Origin of the sequence: uncultured Phascolarctobacterium sp., from assembly GCF_958349595.1 — a bacterium.
Taxonomy (GTDB): domain Bacteria; phylum Bacillota; class Negativicutes; order Acidaminococcales; family Acidaminococcaceae; genus Phascolarctobacterium.
The window spans coordinates 25,349-47,392 of record NZ_CATWDQ010000016.1 but is presented as its reverse complement, the minus strand read 5'-3'; the positions used below and the strand labels follow the sequence as shown (position 1 = coordinate 47,392).

Sequence of the window (22,044 nt, the reverse complement as noted above, 5' to 3'; positions counted from 1 at the left end):
TTATTTTCCCTTCATCAATTGTTTGGCCAGCCGGTTCGATAAAGCATTGATCGCAATAACGATCACAACCAGAATGACGGCTGTCGCATAAGCCTGCTTCATATACAGGCCCTCGCTGGCCAGCACATACATATGCACCGCCAGAGTTCGGCCCGATGACAGCACTCCATCTGGCAGCGCCGCCACCGTGCCGGATGTATAGATAAGCGCTGCCGTTTCGCCCACGATCCTGCCGATAGCAAGGATAACGCCTGCTAAAATCCCGGGGACAGCAGAAGGCAGGACTACGGCGAAAACAGTACGCAGCTTGCCCGCGCCCAAACCATAGCTTCCCTCACGGTAACTGTCCGGGATAGCCTTCAAAGCTTCTTCCGTTGTGCGCATGATGAGGGGAAGGATCATGATCGCAACAGTACAGGCACCGGCCAGCAGCGAATACCCCCATTTTAAATAAGTGACGAAAAACAGCATACCGAACAAGCCGTAAACGATGGAAGGGATACCCGCCAAAGTATCGGCAGTCACCCGCACTACTCCCACCAGTTTGTTACCGCGGCTGGCATATTCCACCAGATACACGGCTGCAAAAATACCCAGCGGCGTTGCGATAGCCAAAGCCAGCAGCACCATCAGAACTGTATCTATTAAAGCAGGAAACAGCGAAACGTTCTCGGAATTATAATGCAAGGCAAAGAGGCTGGCTTCGATATTAGGCAGCCCCTGCCACAAAATATAGCCCAGTAAAAAACTCAGTACCAGAAAAGTCGTCAGCGCCGCAGCCACCACGCAGCCCAGCAAAAACAGCGACAGCGGATCACGACCACACTCATACAACCTGCGGTTAAGCTGTGCTTTCAACCCTGTCATTGCTGCACCACCTTACCTTTCAAGTACGAAAACGTCAGATTAATGATCATGATGAAAATAAACAGTACTACTGCCGTAGCGATCAGGGCATCACGGTGCAGATCGGCAGCATAACCCATTTCAATAACGATATTCGTCGTCATCGTGCGCACGCCTTCCAAAAGGCCTATCGGCATCCGGGCCTGGTTACCGGCAACCATGATCACCGCCATCGTTTCGCCGACAGCACGGCCCATCCCCAGAATAATCGCCGCCATGATACCCGACTTAGCAGCCGGCACGATCGTAAAAAATACGCTGCGGACATGGCCTGCCCCCAAAGCCAGAGCCCCTTCGTAATAACTGTTGGGCACTGCCCGCAAGGCAGCCTCGGCCACACTGATCAGTGTCGGCAGGATCATCATACCCAAAAGCAGTGAAGCAGTCAGCATACTGCTGCCGGTTCCGCCTACATGTTCGCGGATCAGCGGTACCATTACTACCAGGCCAAAAAAACCGTAAACTACGGAAGGAATACCCGCTAACAACTCTACAGCAGGCTTCAGCACGTTATATATTTTCCCGGGGCAGAAACGCGCCATAAAGATCGCCGTCAGTATACCCACCGGCACACCCACAACGATAGCCCCCAAAGTAACGTATAAACTGCCCAAGATCATCGGCAGGATGCCGTAAATATCATTAGCCGGACGCCATCTTTCACCCAGGAAAAAGTCTGCTATCCCGATCTTACCGATAGTCGGCAGGCCGTTGGCGAATAAAAACAGACAGATCATCGCCACCATGGCGATAGATACGCACGCCGCCAGCAGAAAAACAAATTTCATTATCTCTTCTTTGCGTTTCTCCATATGTCCTCGCATTATACAGTCGGCTGCCCCGAAAGGCAGCCGTTGATGTTTCAGATATGATTTTTATCAGCTTACAGTTTGTTCCATTCGGTAGTATTGCCGGTAAAGATCGCTTCGACCTGTTCTTTCTTCAAATCGCTGACCTTGTTGTCTTTATTGACGATAACCGCGATACCATCAGTAGCAATGACTGTAGCTTTCAAGCCCTGGTCCAGTTCGCTCTTTTTCAGCTCGCGGGACGCCATGCCAATGTCGCAGATACCGCTGATCGCAGATTTGACGCCTGTAGTGGAATCACTGGTCTGAATTTCGATGTTAGCCGCAGGATTGATTTTCAAGTAAGCTTCTTTCAGTTTTTCCATTGCCGGAGTTACAGAAGAAGAACCCGCAACGACAACCTTACCTGCCGGTTTGGTCCCTTTATAAGGAGCGGCTTTCTCGTCACCGATGCAGCCGGCTTTGGCAACTACTTCCTGGCCTTCTTTCGACATGATGAAGGTCACAAAATCCTGAGCAACTTCGCTTAAGCCGTTTTTAGTGCAGATATTGAAGGGACGGGCGATTTTATAAGCACCGCTCTTGACGTTGGCAGCACTGGCCTCAGCACCGTCTATTTTCAGTGCTTTGACCGTGTCGTTCAAAGAACCCAGAGAAATGTAGCCGATAGCGTCTTTATTACCGGCAACAGTGGTCATCATAACAGAAGTATTATTAGTGATCGCAGCATTGTCAGTAGTATGATCGATTTTTTTGCCGTTAGCATCTTTCTTTTCGATGCCAAACAGTTCTATGAAAGCGCCACGGGTACCGCTGCCATCCTCACGGGAGATAACGACGATCTTGCTGCCGACTGCCGCAGTATCAGCCTTTTTCTCAGGTTCACTGCTGCCGCAGCCTGTAAAAATCATCGTGCTCATTGCTGCTAATAAAATACCTGCTACTTTTTTGTTCATTTTCATCACTATAGCCTCCAAAATTTTATGATTTGTTTGTAGTTTTCTGACTATGTCTATAGCATAGCCCAGTAAAGTAAAATCCGTTAGCATGGTTTTGTAAAATCAATGTAAAGTTTGTAAAGTTAAAACAAAATACGGTCACTCCGTCCTCAAAGCTCTTATCCCGGGCGGTGACCGTAAATTTGTTCTTAACAAAATTGAAAAAAGAACAGCCTTCAGCAGGCATCTTAGTCAAACAGTTTTTGCAAGTTCTTTTTTTAACTTTTCCATATTGTTTATTACATATTGTGTATTACAATTAAAATACTTCATAGGCAGGATTATCACTCTGCCATTTTTGACAGCATCAATACTCTGATAACCCGGATCTTCCAAAACTTCTTTTTTTCTTGTTGCCGCACTTTTATGCTGACCACCAAACGACCAATCCAAAACTATAAGTCTTTCCGGATTTAATGCTACAATTTGCTCCTTTCCCAGATAATTTCCAGCAAAATTTTCATACCGAGCAGCTAAATTTTCAATATTACAAGTTTCAAAAACACTATTACTCATAGACCCTTTATGACCTGTTCCTCCATTAGGATGCAGCAATAATACTCCAGATATCCGCGGAGTATCCCGCTCAGCCTTCAGATACCCTGAAACTTTTGCAGCCATTTTTTCCGCTGCAGCTTCATTATCTACCAGTTTTCCCAATAATTTAATATAATCTGGTATCTTATAAATATTCTCAGGCTGCTGTAAAATACAATTTTTCACATCTATCGTATCCAACAGTTCCCCCAAGACTGTCCCTCTGCCACTTGCCAAAATAACCAGATCCGGTTTAAAGGCCAAGATACTCTCAACATTATCTTCACAAACAGGTATGTCTTTTATTACTTCCGTACAATTTGACAGATCCTCTTCATGCGCCCATTTATCAGTCGCGATTACATCAGACAACGGGATTAATTCCGTTAATATCTCACAGGCGCTATAATTAAGGCAGACTATTCTTTGTGGCGGCTTGTGAAAAGCAACTATTTTCCCGCGTGCATCCATTATTGAATAAATGCCTGCTTCTCCAGATACATTACTGCGCTCTTCGCTGCAGCCCGAAACAAACCATGAAAATAGTAAAATTAATACCAATAACGCTTTTTGCATACATTTTCCTCTGTTTAGATTCACAAAATAAATATATTTTTTAGAAATTTCTTTCATAAGAAATAAACCAATCTCTACAAGGCAGCAACGTACCTCTGGAAGCGGCCATTTCTTCAGTTCTGTTTAAAAGATTATTAACGGCAAACTTCACACTGTTTTCTTTATCAAACTTATAAGTAGTATTAAAACTCAAATATTGCTTAATACCTTTGCCAGACTGAGGATTGAAAGCATTATAGCGCATGGCGGCGTACTGATGCAAAAGATTACTTGTAATCTTACCTGTTTTATAAGTCAAAACACTGTTTATAAGCAATTTATCGTCACATCTTTGAAAAGCATCTCCCGGCTTATTATTCTGCTTTGGATCAGAGAATGCCACCGCAGTTTTTAATTTCCACTGCTCATTTAACTGTCCCTCATATGATAACTCAACACCTGTATTCTTAAATTTATTGGCATTCACGACCATGCTGTGATCATCATCGATTTTTTGAGTATAAATACGATTATCGATATCCAAATGGTATAAAGATAATTTTAACATTTCCCTGTCCGAAAGCAACTTTTTCCAGCCGATTTCATAGTTCCAGCCAATTTCCGGTCCAAGATCATCGTTAAAAATTACGGCATCACTGTCCGAGTACTGATCTCCTATCGTTGGTATTCTGAATGATTTATTGACATTAAAAAACAGTGAATCCTTTTTACTAAGTTTATGCAAAATCTGGAAAGATGGTAAAAATTCATTCTTCATCTTGTCATACATCACTTCTCTGCCGCCGAAAGAAAACTGTGTTTTATCATTTACATCATTGACGACTTGAAAATATATGGCCTTCCTATGCCGTTTAATCATATCCAAATCAAAAGAAGTCCCTTTAACATTACCATGTGAATCAGCTTCTAAAGCTATTTCCAACCCAGTTGTTATATCATACTTACCGGTTTTAAAATTATATCTGGTATCTGCTCCATAGTTATAACTTTTCCTGCGCAAAGAACTTTTAGGAACTAAAGTCCCGGAATTATTATAATAATCATTCTCATACTTTCTCTGCTGCCCAAACAGTGTGATATTAATTCCCTTATTCCTGTATACCATGTTCAAATCATGGAAAGCAATTGTAGTATCATTGTTACCATTAGGTTTAGATTTTTGAAATTTATCATAAGTATTCTGATTATCTGTAATTAAATATCGGAAAGCAAAATTATCATTAGGCGTATATTTTAACAGCGCACTGTTTTTTTCCATCCACCTCCCCTTAGAAGTTTTTGAAGAAGTATACCAATTACGTTCAGCAACCCTGTCATGGCTATATGAAACACCAAATTTATCACCATTTGCATTTAAGGAAGCCAATCGTTTGCCTCTGCTGCCATAACCTGCACTCATAGAAACCTGCTGCGATTTTTTCGTAATGATATTTATAACGCCCGTCAGCGTATCAGTACCGTATAAAACAGCGCCGGTGCCTCTTATGATTTCAATCCTTTCCACAGCATTGACCGGGATTGCATCTAAATTACCAAATCCCTGCATATTTAAAGGTACGCCGTCAATTAAAATAGTTGGATTTCTGCTCGCACCAGTTAATCCGCGCATACCAAAAGTAGACCCAACACCTGTTGGCTGGGCGGCAATTGCTCCTGTAGCATATTCTAATATCTCCTGCACATTACTGCCATTATAATTTTTTATATCTTCCTTGGTAAATATTTCAGTAGCAGCCGGAGTATTCATTTCTTTTTCTTTTTCAAGCCTCGATTCGGTAACAAGTACCTCGTCCAAATTATATGTATTCAACTCCTCTGCAAACAACATTCCCTGATGAATCATACTGAAAACAGCAGCTAAAACAAGTACATTTCCTGAAAATTTTTTCATCATTTTAACTTCCCTTCTTTATAGTTATAATACACAAACAAAAACTATATTATTTTATCGAATTATTTGGTAATTTGTGATATCATAATGAATAATACACCTTATAGTTACTATAAAGTCAATAGGAGGAATTATTAAATGTCAATAAAAGACAATTACTTCTTTGCAAAAGAATTAGCTGAACTACATAAAATATCTAAACAAACACTAATTTTTTATGATAAAAAAATATCCTTAAACCAGCCTTTATTGATAACAATGGCTATAGAATGTATTCTCTCAAACAATATTTTATTTTAGGTATCATTCTGGATTTAAAAAAAATGGGCTTTCATTTAAAAGATATAATTACTTTTCTTGATAATAGAGACACAAATAACATATTAGAACTATTGCATAAACAATTAAATACTCTGACCAAGCAAAAAGCTATCATAAATAAACTATGTGATGCTATTCAAAGTAAAATAAATTTAATAGAAACATACAATTCAAGAAAACTAAATGAAATTACCCTGTCATATCAGGAAAAAGAATACTTTTTAGTCAGCGACCAAATCACCTTAAGCAAATCACAAAAAGAACGTTTTTTAATTGCAGCTGAACTGTTAAGTTCAGCAACAGACAATAATGGCATCAAAGAATACGATTTAACAGGATTTATATTTACCCTTTCCTGTCTTGATAAAAAGCCCGACTTTTACCAGGTTTTCTGTAAGACTAATGAAAATAACTATAATTACACAAAAAATTATGATTTATATCTTCAAATTTTTGTAAATCATAACTTTCATGATGCTTTAAACTACGCCCAACCACAAATAACAGACTTCTGTGCAGCGCTTGATCTTAATTTAAGTAATACCATTTTTATAAAAACATTTAAAAATTACTGGACATCAGATTCACATAGTAATTTCATATCCAAAATAGAAATTCCTATTATAAAGAAAAATTAGCAGGTATATACTATGTATACCCCTGCCATAAACACCTTCTTGATTATAAAAAATGAAATTCATATATTATAAAGGACACAGCAATCTTAAAAATAAAGATGCTGTGTCCGTTATACGTAACGCGCCAACTCACGCAACAATATCTCCTCATTGCCGCGGGTATAAACCAGCGGTTTGGAAAATTTTCCAAGATAGTCTTTTTGTTTACTATACACACTATGCCCGACATATGTCCAGTTAAACACTATTACATCAGCCTTATCAAGCACGTTCACATCATAATTTACTTCTTTTACCCCGATAAAAATAAAATCAGGATACTTTTGCTTCAAACGGTTCTGCCAGTCATCGCGACCTCCGATAACGGCAACCCGCAACGCAGCAACAGTTTTCGTATCAAGATACTCTACGGTCGCAGGCAATTCCATATCATTGTTTTCACTGTTTATGCACTCCTTCATATATCTATACTCAGTTTTGATGTCATCTAACAGTTTATTTTTAAGCTTCAGTTCGTCCTGCAGAGATGCCAGCAATTTAGATTGTTTGAACAACTGCCGCTCCAATTTTACAAGTTGTTGATCTTTCTCCCGTAAAACAGCCGCTGTTCTTTCACGCTGTCTGGATATATCTTCCAATTTTCCAATGCATCTGTCTTTTCTTAAAACCGTTTTCTGATGCTCGTGCATATACAAAAACCGACTTCTGATCTGCCTGCACACAACAGAACACTCCTGTACAAAAATATTCTGTACCATCTCGTCAAATACAGCCTTTTCAGACTCCTCACCAATTTCAAAATTCTTCTCGCGCAACCAATCGTTACCCTGCAACAAATTACGAACACTGCCGCCATACTGCTTAACGTCCCTGTTCAAAACATCCGGCGCCACCTCGCTCATAAAATAAACCATGCTTGCATTTTTACAGGTGCCACAATTACCCGCATGATAAAAATAATCAGCAAAAGTACCATCATATGCCGCTTTCCTCGGCAGCGAAGCCCTGCACTGCCATTAAAATACTTAAACTGAAAATAATTGCCGCAATGATCTTCATACGCTTCTCACCGCTCCTTATTCTAGTTATGTTTATCATTTTTCAACAAAAATTTCAACAAAGTATCGGCAAAACTCTGTCCGGGGACTTTTTTCCATATACCCGCGCCGCTGCGTTCATCAATAATTCTGCCTTCCCCAGTATAAACCTTAGTCTGCACAGTTTTATAAAGCTGTTTGCGCAGGTCAAAAACAAGCAGCATATCGCAATAAGCTGCTTTTTCACCTGTTTCCAGCTTAGCCGCATAGTTTTTATTCAACTGTTCTAAAACTTTAATATCTTTAAAAACAGTACGCATCAAAACCTGTTTTTCATTTTTGCTTTTATTTCCCTCTGCGTCTTCGACAGGAGTGATACTGTCATACTCAAACAAATAATTTCCGGTCTCGCTGCTCATCAGCAGGGTCCAACGTTCTGCCTCCAGTTCTGCCTCAGTCTTTTTAGGCTGCACAGAAAGCTCAAAAGCCCATGGGTCGGCAGGTATCTCTTCCTGCTTTTCGGCAGCATAAGCCGGAAGCAGTAAAGAACAACTTAATAATACCACTGTAAAAAATCTATACATCACTATCCACTCCACTCATACTTTATTTAATATATATTTGCTTAGTGCACTAATAATACTGCACTAAGCAAATATAACAAGCTGCCGCATTACCCGCCAAAAGCAGGCAATGCAGACACGCTTGTCAGAAAATCAACTTTTAATTTATATAGGGTTCATTATTTCTTTGCTTTTTCAGCCAGTTCGCGGGCTTCTTTGGCCAAGCGAATATGGGATGCCAAAGACTTGGAAGCAACAGCCAGATTCAGACCGCGGGTGGCAGGAATAGACGGAGCGATGAAGCAGGCAGAGTTGAGGTTACCACCAGTATAATCGCTCATTTCGGTAATGCTAAAGGTTCTGCTTGCTGTTACTGCCGTAGTGGGAGTTCCGTCATAAACAGCGATCGGAGTACCTTTAACAAGCCACAAGCGGCTGCCGTCAGCATGGATGCCCCACAAATAACCAGGGTCATTAATTGCTACGACTTCTGTCCAGTTAGCCGGAGTAGTAATATTAGCCAAAGTGGTGTAATAAACGCTGCCTACCAGATTCGCAAAACCACTGTCATAATGACCTGCGAAAATATAAACATTATTATCATCCAGAATAGAAATGTCACGGAAGTCGCCTTTTTGAGTCGGGTTTGTGATATTGACTGTAGTTACACCAGTTTGTGTAAAGTTTGCCAAGTCAACGATGCACAGATTGGTATCAGCATTGCCGCTGCCTGCATTTTGCATACCGCCCAGCGAGCAGACATACAGCTTATTATCATATAAATCAAGTGTAAAGGAATTTTTACCGACTGTTACATAAGCATTATCATAAGTTAATGTTCCTCTTGCGCTAATAGCAAATCTTGCCACAACACTGTCGTAATAAGTAGCATAACCACTGCCTTTATTGACATAGAACAAAGCATACAATTTACTGCCAACTACAGTCAATGCCTCGCCGTGGAAAACGCCATCGGTATAAGGATTGGCAAAGGTCGGGAAATCTGCCGGGAAAGCATATTCGTGAGTTTGTTCGTAATTGGTGTCCATATTGACAACAGCGATTTTGGACAGATCATAGCCGGTACCCAAAAGCCATTTACCGCTGGTAGCAACACCATGCAAATTGGCAACACCAGACCAAACTATAGGAGTAACCAAAGAAGACCAGGTAGCAGCCTGCGGGTCAATGATCTGATTAGGTTCAGAGGTAGAAGTATAATTATATTGGCGCAGCACCAGACGGCTGCTGTTTCTATCAAAATAATTAAAGAAAGCCGGATCACCATTCAGCCCTGTAATTTTGTTTTTTACAGCCGTTAAAGCAGTGGCAGCCGCAGCCCTATCACCGTTGATCGCACCTGCAGTACCTTGGGAATAACCAGAATTTGTAGCTGTATAGGCGAATAAATTTTCACTCATTTTTTACACGCTCCTTTAATTTAAAAATATTTTTGTAATAATATTTACTGCTCTCTTTTTATAAAACCTCGATTAAATCATTGGCCTCACCTCCCAGGCATACTGCCGCCTGTTATTTTAGTAAGTATATTGCAGAGTCGCATAATAAGTGCGCCCCTGAATCGGGTATTGGATATTTCTTAGCTCGCCGGTACCAGCCATACTTAAATACATATCATTAGCTTTATTCAAGACATCATTACAGCCCACTGCCAACTGCAAGGATTTATTAAACTTATATTTTACGCCCACATCCATAGTCGTCAGCGAGGACTGGCGCTGTACAGCGCCAGTAGCTAACGGTATCGGGTCTGTAACCATCCAGTCCACATACCGCAGCTGCGTAAATAAACTCCAGTTAGTATCGGGCCGATAGGTCAGGCGCGCTGTGCCTTCCCATTGGGGCTGGTAGGTCAAGCTTCCAGCAATGGTATTGGAGTCATAACCAGGCAGTTTAGTCATATCATAGAACACGTCTTTAGGTTTAGTATAGGTCGCTTGTAAATTAACATCCCATTTCTGCCAAGACATGTCTGCCTGTATTTCCAAGCCATTGACTTTTGCTTTGGCAGCGTTAGTGTAGAAAAAGAAGAAATTCCGACTCATCAACTGCAGTAGGTTTTCAGAATCACGGCCAAAATAAGTCAGCTGGAATTTAGCCGTGTCGGCTCCCAATGCCTTGCCGTCCCAAATAGCACTTACATCCCACTGTTTGCCTTCTTCCGGCATAGGGAACACGCTGTCAGTGCCGCCTACGTTCGGCATAGGCCAAATTCCGGCGCCGTCACCAGCGATCTCGTACATATTGAGCAGCCGGTAGTAAGTACCGCCTGTCGCCCGCAGCGTAAAGTGGTCGTTAAACTGCTTTTTCAACGCCAGCTGCCAGGTCACTTTATCATCAGTTTGCTCATCCTGTTGATGGAACCATTTTACATTTTGCGGATCATTCTTTTCGTCATAACGGTCGCTGCGCCCTAAAATCTTAGAACGATTATAACGAACGCTGGGCGTCAGATAAAAATCACCTTTTTTATTTAATGTAATCGTATCCTGAATCTGCGCATTAATGATCTCCTGCTCATAGTAGTTACGCCATCTGCCGCGGGTATCTTCGCTGGAATTTTCAAAATCATGCATCCGCCAGCCGTCAATATCCATTTTTTCTTTAGAGGCGTCTACCAGAAATTCGATCAGATGCCGATCGCCGGCTTTATAGCTGCCGTCTATCTTCCCCCCCAGGCGGCGGCTGTCATACTTGCTCCACAGGCTATTGGCAGCATATGAATTTAACATCGCTCCGGAATTTTTTTCTATCCATTGCCAGTTATCAACATAATAATCTTTATTCTGCTTCAAATAATTTAAGCTCCAGCCCCACTCTAAATTGCCAACCGTATCGCGCCGCCCCAGCAAGGCTTCCTTTGCCGTCAGTTTTTGATTACGGTGCACATAGATATTAAGCGGGCTTTCAAAAAAATTAGATCCCGGAATTCCTCCGCCAACTAAGTCGTGAGTGGGCCCATCTGTATCTATACCTGCCAGGCTGGCATAATTACTATTATAGGGAAACGGCAAATGCCGTTTGATCTGTTTCCAGGTAGCTTTGGCCAGCCAGTGGTCATCCTGCCATTTTACGATAACATCTGTATTTTTATAATCATTAGCCTTACGCCAGCGTTCAGGGCTTTCATATGTTTTAACTACATCCTTATATGCCACAACTCGCTCAAATTTATTAGCAACACTTGTCTGAAAATCATCATTCCACGTACTCTTATACTCATCAGGACAATATTCATACAGGTCGTCTCTAATATGATTAAGTTTGTCTCTCATTTCAGATAGGTCACTATTCAAGATATCCATGCACTGATCCATAGAAAGATAATTTTTTATTGCCCCACCTGATCCTCCATCTGTATATTCCTCAATAACTTTATTGACATATAATATACCCATTCTTCCGCCAATAGTTGCGTTATTAGGATCACCATATATTGCTGTATTTAATCTTTTCAATTCCTGTTGATATCTTGCATCATTAGCAAAATTTTTATATTTAAAATCGCCGTCACTTTGGTCACGGTTGATACCGACCATCAAAGCGCCGCCACCCAATGGAGCATCGATTTGTAAATTACCCTTGTAGCCGCCAAAGGAGCTTTTGCCGAAGCTGGCCTGCACGTTAGCTTTAGTAGGCCGTTTGGTAACGATATTGATAACGCCGCCCATAAAGGTACCGCCAAAGCGCGCCGGTATGTAACCGCGGTAGACCTCGATCCGTTCTACATTATGTACAGGAATAGTAGAAATATCTGCCGCCGCGTCGCCGCCCAGATTAAACAGCACGCCGTCGACAAAAACACCGACCTGCGCCGCAGTAGAACCACGTACGCTGACTGTTGTATACTGACCTTTACCGTTTACCTCGCGTACATGTACGCCGGGAACCATTTTTAAAAAGTCCGGCAGGTCTTTCTGCTCGCCTTTGTAGTCATCGGGGCGAATAACCGTTACCGTACCAGGTGATAGCTTAGCTTCCCAATCAGGCCGCTTCGCCTCAACAGTTACGCCCTCCAGATCAAAAGACATACCATCGTTTTCAGTTTCATCTGCCGCAGCTTGGACATCCTGCGTCACTGCTGGTTCCACTGCGTTTTCAGTTGCTTCTGCCGCCCACAGAGGTCTCACGTCCCCCCCTAATGTGCAAACGCCCATAGCAGTTAAAATACCAGCCGTTATGGCTGCTTGCCGCAGTCCTCTTCTTTCTTTCCTCATACAAATCCATCCTCCCACTCTTTGTTAAAAAATAACGCTGCATTTTCAACCAGTCCCTACGGTGAAAGTGCAGCGTTTGTTTTTACCAAACAGCCTGCTCCGCTTTTCTGGTCGAAAATACTAAAATTTCCGCGCTGCTGGTTTCAGCGCATAATCATAGCGTCCGCAGAAATATTTGTCTGGCAAAACGCCAAACTTAAATATCTCTGCAAAATTTTCTCCCAGTCTGTCTACGCAGGCTGTTCAAAAGATAGAACCAGTCAGCACTCTGACTCAAGATCATTACTCCAGCATCCCTTAGTGAAAGGACTGCAATGCTGAAGCTCCCTAATACAGTTGCGTGACAGCGCCGGATTCACACCGGACTTCCCTGTTAAACATTATTGACAGACCAACAATGTACCTGATTCCAACAATATATAATTTTTACTACAAAATAAAAAAGCAGTTTTATCGTAGAACGATAAAACTGTCTGATAGTATCTTAAACAAGATACCAAACCAGCTTTACCATCTCTCGTAGTACAAACTGTAAATTCTCAACCATTTTACCGACGGGATCGACATTCAGGCAATTATTGCTTTAGCGCTGACGTTATGATTAAGAATTACTGCTATTTATTTTGTTGAGTCAATTATAACACATGTCCCCCCCTAATCAAGTTTTGTTTGTCTGCTGCAAACGAAGTCTTCTGAAAGATGTTCAACTACTTGTCATCAGGCCTTGCGGCTTATTTATATCCTTAATTTAAAATTTTATTTTTTTAATTTTTCTATGTATACATGTATACATATTTTTTGCAGATTTTTAAGCAACACCTACAGCTGAAAAATCTGCTACCTATCAGACCTTAACAAGTCACATTGCCGAGAAACTAAAAAACGCTTCCTACATAAGCAGGAAGCGTTTACAAACCTGTTCAGCGCATATTGATGAATTGCAGATCGACACCGAAGTCGCCTGCTTTGAGCATTTGGATTACTGCCTGTAATTCGTCTTTTTTGGCGCCGCTCACGCGCACCTGATCGTCCTGCATCTGGGCAGTTACTTTCAGCTTCATAGCTTTGATAGCAGCCACGATCGCTTTGGCTTTTTCTTTGGGTATGCCCTGCAGGATATTCAGCGTCTGGCGTACCGTACCTTTGGAAGCCGGTTCTACCTTGCCCAGCTCCAGGCAGCGCAGCGGGATATCGCGCTTGGCCATGCGGGCACGCAGCATATCGATAATTGCGTTGAGCTTGTATTCGTCTTCGGCTGCCAATTTGATGCATTTTTCTTCTAATTCGATACTGGCATCACTGCCGCGGAAATCATAACGCTGGGCGATCTCCTTTTTCGTTTGATTGACCGCATTGTCCATTTCCTGCATATCGACCTGCGAGACAACGTCAAAAGAACTGTCTTTAGCCATGATGTCACTCCATTCATTGATTTGTTAATAGTATTATTATATCAAAAAATCAGAAGCTTGTCATTTTGTCAGCGTCATTGTGTCGATGAGCTTGCCGTCCTGCTTCAGGCTGGTAACAGTAAGTTTGTGACTGTCAGCAGTAAGTTTCATATAATTAGGCTGATCGAGCACATTGTCAAAAACCACTTCCTGCGGTTTGGCCCGCGAACCGGCCCAGGTCTTGTCACCGCTGCGCCCAGAAGAAATATAGACCGTTCCCTGTCCTGCTACATTACCGTTTTTAAAGGGCGCCGTACGTCCATAGGTATGGATATGTGCCGAAAAAACTACGTCTACATTACTGCGGTCCAAAACCGGCAGCAGGGCCGCGCCCAGTTCGTTCGGTTTACCATCCTGATAACGGAACAGACTGCGGTGCACTAAAACTACTTTCCATTTTTTGTTGCTGGCTGCCAGATCGTTTTCCAGCCATTTAACCTGCCGTGCAACCAAATCAGGCTGCCAGTCTTTTAATTCTTCCAGCTGCGTATCGATAACAGCAAAATGCACCTCGCCGTAATCATAGCTGTAAGCCTGTTTTTGCAGACCTTCCGGCCCGTTTAGCGGCAGGTCGAACAAAGTTAGATACAAGTCACCCTTGTAGGGCTTCCATTGCAGCGAATAGTTTTCGTGGTTGCCGCTGATGGGGGCTACAGGTATCTGCGGCAGCAGTCCTGCCGCACCGCGAAACCAGCTGCGCCACTGGCTGTATTGTTCGCCGTTATCGACCAGATCGCCCATGTTGATGAAAAAGGCGGCCGCTTTGTCGTTAGCATAGGCAGCTGACGCTGTTTGCCGCCAGACATTATAATCAAGGCTTTGCGAATCACCGAAGATCAAAGCGGAAAAAGCACCGCCGCCGTCTGTCTGCAATGTATGCCAGTCTGAAAATTCTTTGCCGCTGCCGGCCCTGTATTCGTATACTGACGCAGGTTCCAGCCCTGTCAAAGTCACGCTTTGCTGATAGACAGTGCCTGCGTCAGTTGCAAATTCTTTGCCATGCGCCGCTGTTTTTTGAATATCCAGACCGCCCTGCAGCCGGTATTCCACCCAGGCGTCACTTTCAGGCGCCGCCGTCTGCCACATGATCGTCCGCGAAGTCTTACTGTCAGCTGTGATCACCTGCCGCAGCTGCTGCGTTTCATATCGCGCCGGCTGTTCGGCCCCGCAGTATTGCCGTTCATAAAAAAATATTCCTATTCCGATCACTACCAGCATCACTGCCAGCAGACCTGTTTTTGAAAAAACCTTATTCCACCTCATTTTGCGCTCCCCCAATAATATTTATCTTTCGTCACGGCACTGATACCGTCCGCTTTGTTTTCCCTGCCTAAATTATACAGGCCTTGACTCCGCTCCAGTCAAGCAAACATTTTGTGAAAAATAACGTGACCCGCCGATAACAGCTACCGGCGGGTCCAGTGATAATAGTTTTATCAGTCGATGATATTTTGTTTATAATCGTGATAGCTGCTGCGCAGTGTTTCCATGGTCTTGACCATTTCCAGCTTCAATTTGGAAGCGCTGTCAAAATCACCACGGGCAAAAGCCTCGCGGATCATGGTGAAAATACAGGGAGCTTCGACAGAATCTTTAGCCAGCATCACGCGCAGAGCGGCGATCTTGGCCCATTTTTCGTCGTCGCATTTATTGTAGAAGCCGGTATCATGCAGGCATTTCATGGCTACGATCTCGGCATGGAATTCGGGGATCATTCTGTTTAAAAGCTCGGTCTGCCAGCGGATTAAGGCTCCCTTAGCAAAGGAATCGATAAATTCCGGACGCAGAATATTGCCGCTGGTAAGGGCGGCTTTCTTTTCAGGATATTTGCTGAAGCCACACATATTTTCCCACACGGTTGCAGGCGGTTTACCAAACAGGCGGCTGCGCTCTGCTTCGGTAAAATCTTCAAAAACATCGTCTTCACTGCGGTATTCACGGTCTTTTTCCAGATAGAAGCCTTCAACGCCGGCTTTTTTGGACAGCTCGGCTTCCAGCTCTTTCAGGTTTTTGCCGGATTCCACGCAGGCCTTGATACCGTCCCACATAGCCAGATAGAAAGCGGCAATGGCGATATAGGTATTAGTATAGGGGTTCGGCGAACGCATCTCGATACGGGTCGCCAGCGGGCTGTCGATATCGCGGATCAGTCCGGCCAGGATCGTACGGTTGCGGGAAGGGATCTGCGGGCTGATACCCAGAGAGGTAACAATACAGACAGGAGCCTCAAAACCGGGTTTCAAACGGTTCAGCGAATCGATCGTCGCCGAAATGAAGGGATTGATGACTTCATAGTTTTTCAGAAGACCCATCATCGAGCCGTAGCCGATAGCGGAAAGGAAATCAGCTTTCATATCGCCGGGTGCGAACAGATTGACTGTTTTACCGTTTTTAAGTCTGGCGGCGATACCAACATGGGTATGTTCACCGCTGCCGGCAACACCGGGGATCGGTTTTGCCTGGAAGGAAACCTCCAGACCGTTCATCCGGAAAACTTCTTTGACGATGATGCGGGCCAGCAGCTCATTATCGGCAGTTTGCAGGCCAACATTGAATTTCCAGTCTACTTCCAGCTGTTCCATGACATGGGTCATATGGCCGGCCCCGTCGATCTGACCGCGGATACCGCCGCATTCTTTATGGCCCATTTCCGGCTCCAGACCGTAGGCCTCCATCATTTCAATAGTCTGCTCCAAAGCAGTACGCACATTACCGCGTGTACGCTGCCAATATTGTTCCTGCATCATCTGTGAAGATGAGAGTGCATCGATCGGCGCGTCTTCACGCGGGGATTTGACCCAGAATTCCAGTTCGGTAGCACAGGTAAAAATCAGTTTTTCGATCTGAGACAGGTCGACATGCTCCAGTCCTGCGATCTGCGGATGTTTTTTGAACATTTCCAGCATTTGCGCTTCCACATAATCCAGGCTGTTTTGCAGGATCGAACGGGAATCGACAAAGACCTCGTTATGGATCAGGAAACAGGGGATACGCAGAGTACCGACCATTTTGCCGGTATTGGCATCAAAATGCTCGTAATTATAATCTATGTACCAGTTGACGCTTTTATCGATCTTCATGTCGACGCGGGCATTGTTCAGCGTAGCGATACCGGGCAAAACAACGGAAGAACCGTCGGTTTGGGCTGCCATGCCTTCCAGAAAGCCGTTAATATCTTCAAGAAACAAATTGATAGGCACTTTTTCATCAGTGTCGTTGCCGGCAAAATCCACACCCATAAAAGAAACGAATTTGATTTCCGGATGTATCTCCAGCAAAGCCTTTAATTCCTCCGGGGTCTGCTGTTCGGGGTTGATGTAATACAACATTTCCTTGTTCATCATAGTAATCACTTGCGGCACTGTGCCGCGCTCCTTTCCCAATGCTGAAACAGAAATACAACTACAAATATAAAAAGGACCTTCCTGTTTTGGGCAGCAAAACAGAAAGATCCCCATTGATCTATCGCCATCATTATAACAAACATCAGTCTGGCTTGTCCAGTGTTTACAAGAAACTTTAAACGCTTTTCTCAACCAGCACCGCAGATCAGTCACTCAGCAGGCGGATCAGTATCTCTTCCAGCTTTTCAAACTGTCTGCCGCCATAACGCACTTCAATATTGAGCTGCGACAGCTCCAGCAGCGCCCGTTCCAATTCGCCCAAACCAAAACGACGGCTTTGCTCGACCATTTTTTTGACGGCAAAGGGGGCTGCTTTCAATTCCGAGGCGATCTCGGCCTGCGAAGCCCTGCCTTCCAGCAGTTCCTTGACCCGTCCTAAACGGCGCACCTGAAACGAGATCAGCCCGCACAGCGCCAGCACCGTATTGCCATGCTTGCGTTCTTCACCCAGGCGCTCCAGCGTCTGTCCCAGCCGCTTTTCAGCGATAGCGTTCAGCAATGCAAAACGCGAAACCTCAGGCAAGGCGGCAAAGGTCTGCTCAACATCGTCTTTCGTCCAGATCTTGCGTTCACCGGCGTAAACCGACAGTTTTTCTATTTCCTGCTCCAAAAGCAGCAGCGGCGCGTTATCCGTCACCGATAAATATTCCATGATCGTCTGCGAAGCTTCGTAATCGAACCGGCAGCCGCGCAAAGCGGCCTGATCGTCCAGCCAGGGTTTCAGCTGGTAGGCTTTGACAGGCTTACATTCTACCATAGCCGCCGTTTTGAGCAGGCCTTTATACAGCTTGCTGCGCTTGTCGATTTTTTCGCCCAACAGCAATACCTGACAGTGTTCCGGTACATCGGCCAGCAGTTCGGCCAGTTCTTCCTGCTGCTGTTTGCGTTTCTCACCGGCATCCTTCCCGCCCCACAGCTTTTCATCTTTAATTACTACCAGACTGCGGCCGGAGAAAAACGGATAGGTATTGATGGCGGCAGACAGCTCCTTCATATCTGTATCACGTTCAAAGACGGTGATTTCTCTGTCTTCCGGCGCTGCTTCACCAAAAACAGCCTTTGGCAACGCAACGGAGATCTTATCTTTGTAATAGCCTTCTTCACCAAAAACAGCGATCACACTTGCGGCCAGTTCGCCCTTATGCAGCTGCTGCATGATTTTTTCTGCCGTGATTTCCATACGTCTGCTCCTTACAAAATACTGAAACTATTTTTAATGCGTATATTCAAGATAAGTAATGTCCGCTCCCAGATCTGCGGCAACAAGCTGCTGCATCTTTTTCGCAAAGGGACAGGGATAACCGATCGGCGTGCCCTTGTGGATACAGGAAGCAAAAGCGATCGTATCAGCGCCGCGTTTGACCAGTTCACGTGCCCGCAGGACTGCTTTTTTACCGGGGCAGCCACCGCAGTTTATAAAGCCGATGATCTCTATTTCTTCCCTGACCTCCGCAAAAGCACCTGTTTTCTCACGTACCGCTTTAAAATCAGCAGTGCCAGGGCAATAGTCTTCCGTTTGCATACACCTGATGATGCCCAGTTTCATAAAATCACACTCCTTCAGGCAATCCTGAAGCACTAAAAATATTCCTTCTGATACCGATAACTATAACATTTTACCGTGCCGCCGTCAAAAGTGATTTTGATGGCACCGCCTAAGTCTGTTCGCCAGACCTGTGACCCCACTTCTGCCAGCCTTTGCAGCACAGCGCTGCCGGGGTGCCCGTAGCTGTTGCCGGCGCCGACGGAGATGACCGCTATTTGCGGACGAACCGCTGTTAAAAAAGGCATACAGGAAGAATGATCGCTGCCGTGATGGCTGACCTTGAGTACTTGACTGGGCTGGATCTGCCCCGCTGCCAGCAGTTCTTCGTCTTCGGTGGCATCACCTGTAAAGACGATGCTGCCGCCCGCAGAGGCCACCCGTACGATCAGCGAGCTTTCATTGGCGTCACCGGCAGTACTGCTGCTGACAGGTGCGCTGACGATCTGCAACTCAGTATTGCCCAGGGAATAATTGCTGCCCGTCTGTGCATGCTCGACCTGCGCTTTGGTGTTTCGCAGCAAGGCCTGTACATCTGCCGCAGGCTGCTCCTGCGGCAGAATGATTTTCCCGATTGTCAGATTTTGGGATACAGCGGCCGCACCGCCGGCGTGGTCGTGATGGCCGTGGCTTAAAAGCATTACATCCAGACTGCGGATACCCAAGTAACGCAGATAGGGAAGGATGATGCGGCGGCCTGTATCATAATCACCGCGCAGACCACCGCTGTCGATCAGCAGCGTCTGCCGCTGCGGCGTGATGACCAATGCCGCGTCCCCCTGCCCCACATCGATAAAATGTACAGTCAGCGGCTGCGGCCTGACTTTATCGTAAACGCCGATACCAACTAAGGTAAAGCAGCAGCAAGCGATCAGCAGACGCCGCTCTTTATTTGAAAAATCATCCCAGTCGCTGTTGCCCAGCACTAACAGCAGCAGCAAATAATAGATAGCACTGCACAGGTAAGGCCAGCTGCCAATGGTAATGGTGGCCCAGCTCCAGCCCGCCAGCCAGCCGATGAGCTTTAAAAGCGGTAGCAGTAACGTGCCAGCCAGCACAAAAAGCAGCTTGCCCAAGCCAAGCAGCGGCAGCAGTGCAAAACCTGCCAGTGTCAGCAGCACAGCTATTTCCAGCAATGGCACCAAAAACAGATTGGCAGCCAAACCGGCCAGAGAAAGCTGATGAAAATAATGTACTAAAAACGGCAAAGCTGCCAGCTGCGCCGTTAAGGAAACCGCCAAAACCTCGGCAGCGGCTACAGGCATGTAACGGGCACAGACTCCACTCAGCACCGGATAAAAATACAACAGCCCCGCCGTGGTGACAAAGGAGAGCTGAAAGCCCACGTCCCACAGCCAGCGCGGCTGATAACAGAGCAGCAGCAAAACTACGCCGCAGAAAATATTACTGCGCTGCGGCAGTCTGTCGGCGCTGCCAGCAGCAAACAGAGCCAGCGACATGCAAAGCGCCCGCAGCACCGGCGGCTTGAAACCACACAAGGCCGCATAGAAAAGCAGGATAGCTGCCACTACCAGCAATGTATAACGGTTGCGGCGACGCAGCACCAACAGTAAAAAGCCGGTCAGCAACGCTATATGCGTGCCCGATACCGCCAGCAGATGTGCCAGCCCTACCCTGGCAAAAGCATCCCGCGTCTCTGCGCTGATACCGTCATACCCACCCAAAGTCATACCGGCCAGCACTGCGCCGGCCTGACCGGGAACAGTGCTTCGCAGCTGCTGCCGCAAATTATTCGCCAGCCCGGCGATACGGTCGCTGATACCCGGACTGCCGCCAGACAAATATACTTCGCTGCCGCTGACAGACATCCTTCCCTGCAGACCCTGCAGCTCGTTCCACAGCTCGCCGTCCCAGCCGCCCGGATTGGCAAAATTCGTCAGCGGCTTTAAGGTGCCCCTGAGCGCCAGTTGACCGACAAGCTTATCAGCAAGCTGCACATTTTTGATAAAAACACGTACTTTACCGGCCACAGCAGTCGCTGTCCTGTTGGTTGGGGCAGCAGTTGTGTTTAAGCTGTCTTTAGTATCTGCTGCGACAGATTCGGCCTGTACCGCATTGCACACCAGTACCAGGCTGGTGCCTTCGGGCCTGTTTTTAACACTGCCCGGTTCCGCCGTACCATACACCAGCACCTGCTGACTTGTAAACGAACCGATTTCCAGCTGCGCCTGACGCATAGCACCGCTGCCAATAGCAGCGCCGCAGCAGAAAAAAACACCCACAGCCAGCACTGCCAAAATTTTACTTTCCCAGTCTTTGCAGCAGGCGCCGATAAGCAAAAGGCTAAACACTGCACCCAGGCTGACGGCTGCCCACAAGGGTATAATTTTGCCGAGTCCCAGATGACACCCCAGCAGAAAGGCCAGCGTGCCATAGACAAGTATTTGTTCCAATTGCTGCCGCATCACAGCTCCAGATAAGGCTGCATTTTGGCAAATTTAGCTTTGCCGATACCTTTGACCTGCATGATCTCCTCGATGCTGGCAAATCTGTGTGAAGCCCGATATTCCACGATCCGCTGCGCCGTTACGTCGCCCACTCCCGGCAAAGAGGTCAGTTCGGCTGCCGACGCCGTATTCAGGCTGACCTTCCCCATAGTTTTGGCTGTTGACGCACCACGGGCAGCACTACTCTTGCCCACAGCGCCATCGTTACCGCCTGCTGTAGCAGCACTTCTGTCAGCGACAGCAACTGACCGCTGCTCCCGCAGCTGTTTGGCATTTAAACGCGGTACATTGACCTGCATACCATCCTTCAGCAGCTTCGCCAGATTGACCTTATCCGCATTGGCTTCCAGCGTCAGCCCTCCGGCAGCGGCGATTGCTGCCGTTACTCTGCTGCCTGCCGGTACTTCATACAGACCCGGCTTCGCTACCGCACCGCTCACATAGACCTGTACACCCTGAGCCGGTACCGCACTGACGCCAGCAGCCGGAGCAGGCATGACCATTTCCCCTGTTTCCTGCGGCGACGATCCCCACAGGCTGCCGCCGGCACATAAAACTACCGCTGCCCCCAGTGCCGCTACTTTTTTTCTTAATCCCCGTTCCAGCATTGCTATCCAGCCCCTTTAAAACGCAAAAAAGCAGAGCTCCTTAGGTCAACAATAAA

General features: G+C 45.6%; 17 protein-coding genes and 1 riboswitch. Of the genes, 1 reads left to right on the top strand and 16 read right to left on the bottom strand.

Going from position 1 to position 22,044, the window contains the following annotated elements; all coding sequences use genetic code 11:
* From pstA to Q4G98_RS10350, 5 genes are all read right to left on the bottom strand, one after another.
* Positions 1-867, bottom strand: coding sequence for a phosphate ABC transporter permease PstA (gene pstA / locus Q4G98_RS10370; protein ID WP_301961967.1), 867 nt, complete (start codon positions 865-867; stop codon positions 1-3).
* Complete coding sequence (gene pstC, locus Q4G98_RS10365; protein WP_293547800.1) at positions 864-1,718, bottom strand: phosphate ABC transporter permease subunit PstC; 855 nt, start codon at positions 1,716-1,718, stop codon at positions 864-866. Before pstC ends, pstA begins: the two co-directional genes overlap by 4 nt.
* A 71-nt stretch (positions 1,719-1,789) precedes the next feature.
* Entirely contained in the window at positions 1,790-2,677 is an 888-nt protein-coding gene (locus tag Q4G98_RS10360) for a substrate-binding domain-containing protein (RefSeq protein WP_298564765.1), read from the bottom strand.
* A gap of 228 nt (positions 2,678-2,905) precedes the next feature.
* Complete coding sequence (locus tag Q4G98_RS10355; RefSeq protein WP_298564764.1) at positions 2,906-3,826, bottom strand: ABC transporter substrate-binding protein; 921 nt, start codon at positions 3,824-3,826, stop codon at positions 2,906-2,908.
* 40 nt (positions 3,827-3,866) lie between these two features.
* On the bottom strand, positions 3,867-5,720 hold the full coding sequence (locus Q4G98_RS10350; protein WP_293660803.1) for a TonB-dependent siderophore receptor: 1,854 nt from the start codon (positions 5,718-5,720) through the stop codon (positions 3,867-3,869).
* Positions 5,721-5,986: 266 nt separating this feature from the next.
* Between Q4G98_RS10350 and Q4G98_RS10345 the strand changes: the two genes are divergently transcribed.
* Positions 5,987-6,676, top strand: coding sequence for a hypothetical protein (locus Q4G98_RS10345; protein WP_298564762.1), 690 nt, complete (start codon positions 5,987-5,989; stop codon positions 6,674-6,676).
* 110 nt (positions 6,677-6,786) lie between these two features.
* Here Q4G98_RS10345 and Q4G98_RS10340 read toward each other — a convergent pair whose 3' ends face one another.
* The 11 genes from Q4G98_RS10340 to Q4G98_RS10290 form a co-directional block, all read right to left on the bottom strand.
* Positions 6,787-7,578 carry a hypothetical protein gene (locus Q4G98_RS10340; protein ID WP_298564761.1) on the bottom strand — a complete coding sequence of 264 codons (792 nt, stop codon included), beginning with the start codon at positions 7,576-7,578 and terminating at the stop codon, positions 6,787-6,789.
* Between the two features lie 179 nt (positions 7,579-7,757).
* Positions 7,758-8,297 (bottom strand): hypothetical protein, encoded by a 540-nt coding sequence (locus Q4G98_RS10335; protein ID WP_298564759.1) that lies wholly within the window; start codon positions 8,295-8,297, stop codon positions 7,758-7,760.
* A 158-nt stretch (positions 8,298-8,455) separates the two neighbouring features.
* Positions 8,456-9,697, bottom strand: a complete 1,242-nt coding sequence (locus Q4G98_RS10330) for a hypothetical protein (RefSeq protein WP_298564758.1) — start codon at positions 9,695-9,697, stop codon at positions 8,456-8,458.
* A 117-nt stretch (positions 9,698-9,814) separates the two neighbouring features.
* On the bottom strand, positions 9,815-12,328 hold the full coding sequence (locus tag Q4G98_RS10325; protein WP_367949983.1) for a TonB-dependent receptor plug domain-containing protein: 2,514 nt from the start codon (positions 12,326-12,328) through the stop codon (positions 9,815-9,817).
* A gap of 427 nt (positions 12,329-12,755) precedes the next feature.
* Positions 12,756-12,936: riboswitch (cobalamin riboswitch) on the bottom strand.
* Positions 12,937-13,434: 498 nt separating this feature from the next.
* On the bottom strand, positions 13,435-13,926 hold the full coding sequence (locus Q4G98_RS10320; protein ID WP_177561545.1) for a YajQ family cyclic di-GMP-binding protein: 492 nt from the start codon (positions 13,924-13,926) through the stop codon (positions 13,435-13,437).
* Positions 13,927-13,986: 60 nt separating this feature from the next.
* Positions 13,987-15,228, bottom strand: coding sequence for a metallophosphoesterase family protein (locus Q4G98_RS10315; RefSeq protein ID WP_298564755.1), 1,242 nt, complete (start codon positions 15,226-15,228; stop codon positions 13,987-13,989).
* A gap of 173 nt (positions 15,229-15,401) precedes the next feature.
* A complete protein-coding gene (locus Q4G98_RS10310) occupies positions 15,402-17,306 on the bottom strand; it encodes a glutamine synthetase (protein ID WP_366917000.1) in 1,905 nt (634 codons plus the stop codon).
* A 208-nt stretch (positions 17,307-17,514) separates the two neighbouring features.
* Positions 17,515-18,549, bottom strand: coding sequence for a DNA polymerase III subunit delta (gene holA, locus Q4G98_RS10305; protein WP_301961965.1), 1,035 nt, complete (start codon positions 18,547-18,549; stop codon positions 17,515-17,517).
* A 33-nt stretch (positions 18,550-18,582) separates the two neighbouring features.
* Complete coding sequence (locus tag Q4G98_RS10300; protein WP_293547784.1) at positions 18,583-18,915, bottom strand: CGGC domain-containing protein; 333 nt, start codon at positions 18,913-18,915, stop codon at positions 18,583-18,585.
* 32 nt (positions 18,916-18,947) lie between these two features.
* On the bottom strand, positions 18,948-21,338 hold the full coding sequence (locus tag Q4G98_RS10295; RefSeq protein ID WP_298564753.1) for a DNA internalization-related competence protein ComEC/Rec2: 2,391 nt from the start codon (positions 21,336-21,338) through the stop codon (positions 18,948-18,950).
* Positions 21,338-21,988 (bottom strand): ComEA family DNA-binding protein, encoded by a 651-nt coding sequence (locus Q4G98_RS10290; protein ID WP_298564752.1) that lies wholly within the window; start codon positions 21,986-21,988, stop codon positions 21,338-21,340. Before Q4G98_RS10290 ends, Q4G98_RS10295 begins: the two co-directional genes overlap by 1 nt.
* Between the last annotated feature and the right edge of the window lie 56 nt (positions 21,989-22,044).

What these genes read in the sequence shown, in the direction of transcription:
- pstA (WP_301961967.1), bottom strand. Translation starts at nt 867, where the DNA reads ATGACAGGGTTGAAAGCACAGCTTAACCGCAGGTTGTATGAGTGTGGT.
- pstC (WP_293547800.1), bottom strand. Translation starts at nt 1,718, where the DNA reads ATGGAGAAACGCAAAGAAGAGATAATGAAATTTGTTTTTCTGCTGGCG.
- Q4G98_RS10360 (WP_298564765.1), bottom strand. Translation starts at nt 2,677, where the DNA reads ATGAAAATGAACAAAAAAGTAGCAGGTATTTTATTAGCAGCAATGAGC.
- Q4G98_RS10355 (WP_298564764.1), bottom strand. Translation starts at nt 3,826, where the DNA reads ATGCAAAAAGCGTTATTGGTATTAATTTTACTATTTTCATGGTTTGTT.
- Q4G98_RS10350 (WP_293660803.1), bottom strand. Translation starts at nt 5,720, where the DNA reads ATGATGAAAAAATTTTCAGGAAATGTACTTGTTTTAGCTGCTGTTTTC.
- Q4G98_RS10345 (WP_298564762.1), top strand. Translation starts at nt 5,987, where the DNA reads ATGTATTCTCTCAAACAATATTTTATTTTAGGTATCATTCTGGATTTA.
- Q4G98_RS10340 (WP_298564761.1), bottom strand. Translation starts at nt 7,578, where the DNA reads ATGAGCGAGGTGGCGCCGGATGTTTTGAACAGGGACGTTAAGCAGTAT.
- Q4G98_RS10335 (WP_298564759.1), bottom strand. Translation starts at nt 8,297, where the DNA reads ATGTATAGATTTTTTACAGTGGTATTATTAAGTTGTTCTTTACTGCTT.
- Q4G98_RS10330 (WP_298564758.1), bottom strand. Translation starts at nt 9,697, where the DNA reads ATGAGTGAAAATTTATTCGCCTATACAGCTACAAATTCTGGTTATTCC.
- Q4G98_RS10325 (WP_367949983.1), bottom strand. Translation starts at nt 12,328, where the DNA reads ATGTCTTTTGATCTGGAGGGCGTAACTGTTGAGGCGAAGCGGCCTGAT.
- Q4G98_RS10320 (WP_177561545.1), bottom strand. Translation starts at nt 13,926, where the DNA reads ATGGCTAAAGACAGTTCTTTTGACGTTGTCTCGCAGGTCGATATGCAG.
- Q4G98_RS10315 (WP_298564755.1), bottom strand. Translation starts at nt 15,228, where the DNA reads ATGAGGTGGAATAAGGTTTTTTCAAAAACAGGTCTGCTGGCAGTGATG.
- Q4G98_RS10310 (WP_366917000.1), bottom strand. Translation starts at nt 17,306, where the DNA reads ATGAACAAGGAAATGTTGTATTACATCAACCCCGAACAGCAGACCCCG.
- holA (WP_301961965.1), bottom strand. Translation starts at nt 18,549, where the DNA reads ATGGAAATCACGGCAGAAAAAATCATGCAGCAGCTGCATAAGGGCGAA.
- Q4G98_RS10300 (WP_293547784.1), bottom strand. Translation starts at nt 18,915, where the DNA reads ATGAAACTGGGCATCATCAGGTGTATGCAAACGGAAGACTATTGCCCT.
- Q4G98_RS10295 (WP_298564753.1), bottom strand. Translation starts at nt 21,338, where the DNA reads ATGCGGCAGCAATTGGAACAAATACTTGTCTATGGCACGCTGGCCTTT.
- Q4G98_RS10290 (WP_298564752.1), bottom strand. Translation starts at nt 21,988, where the DNA reads ATGCTGGAACGGGGATTAAGAAAAAAAGTAGCGGCACTGGGGGCAGCG.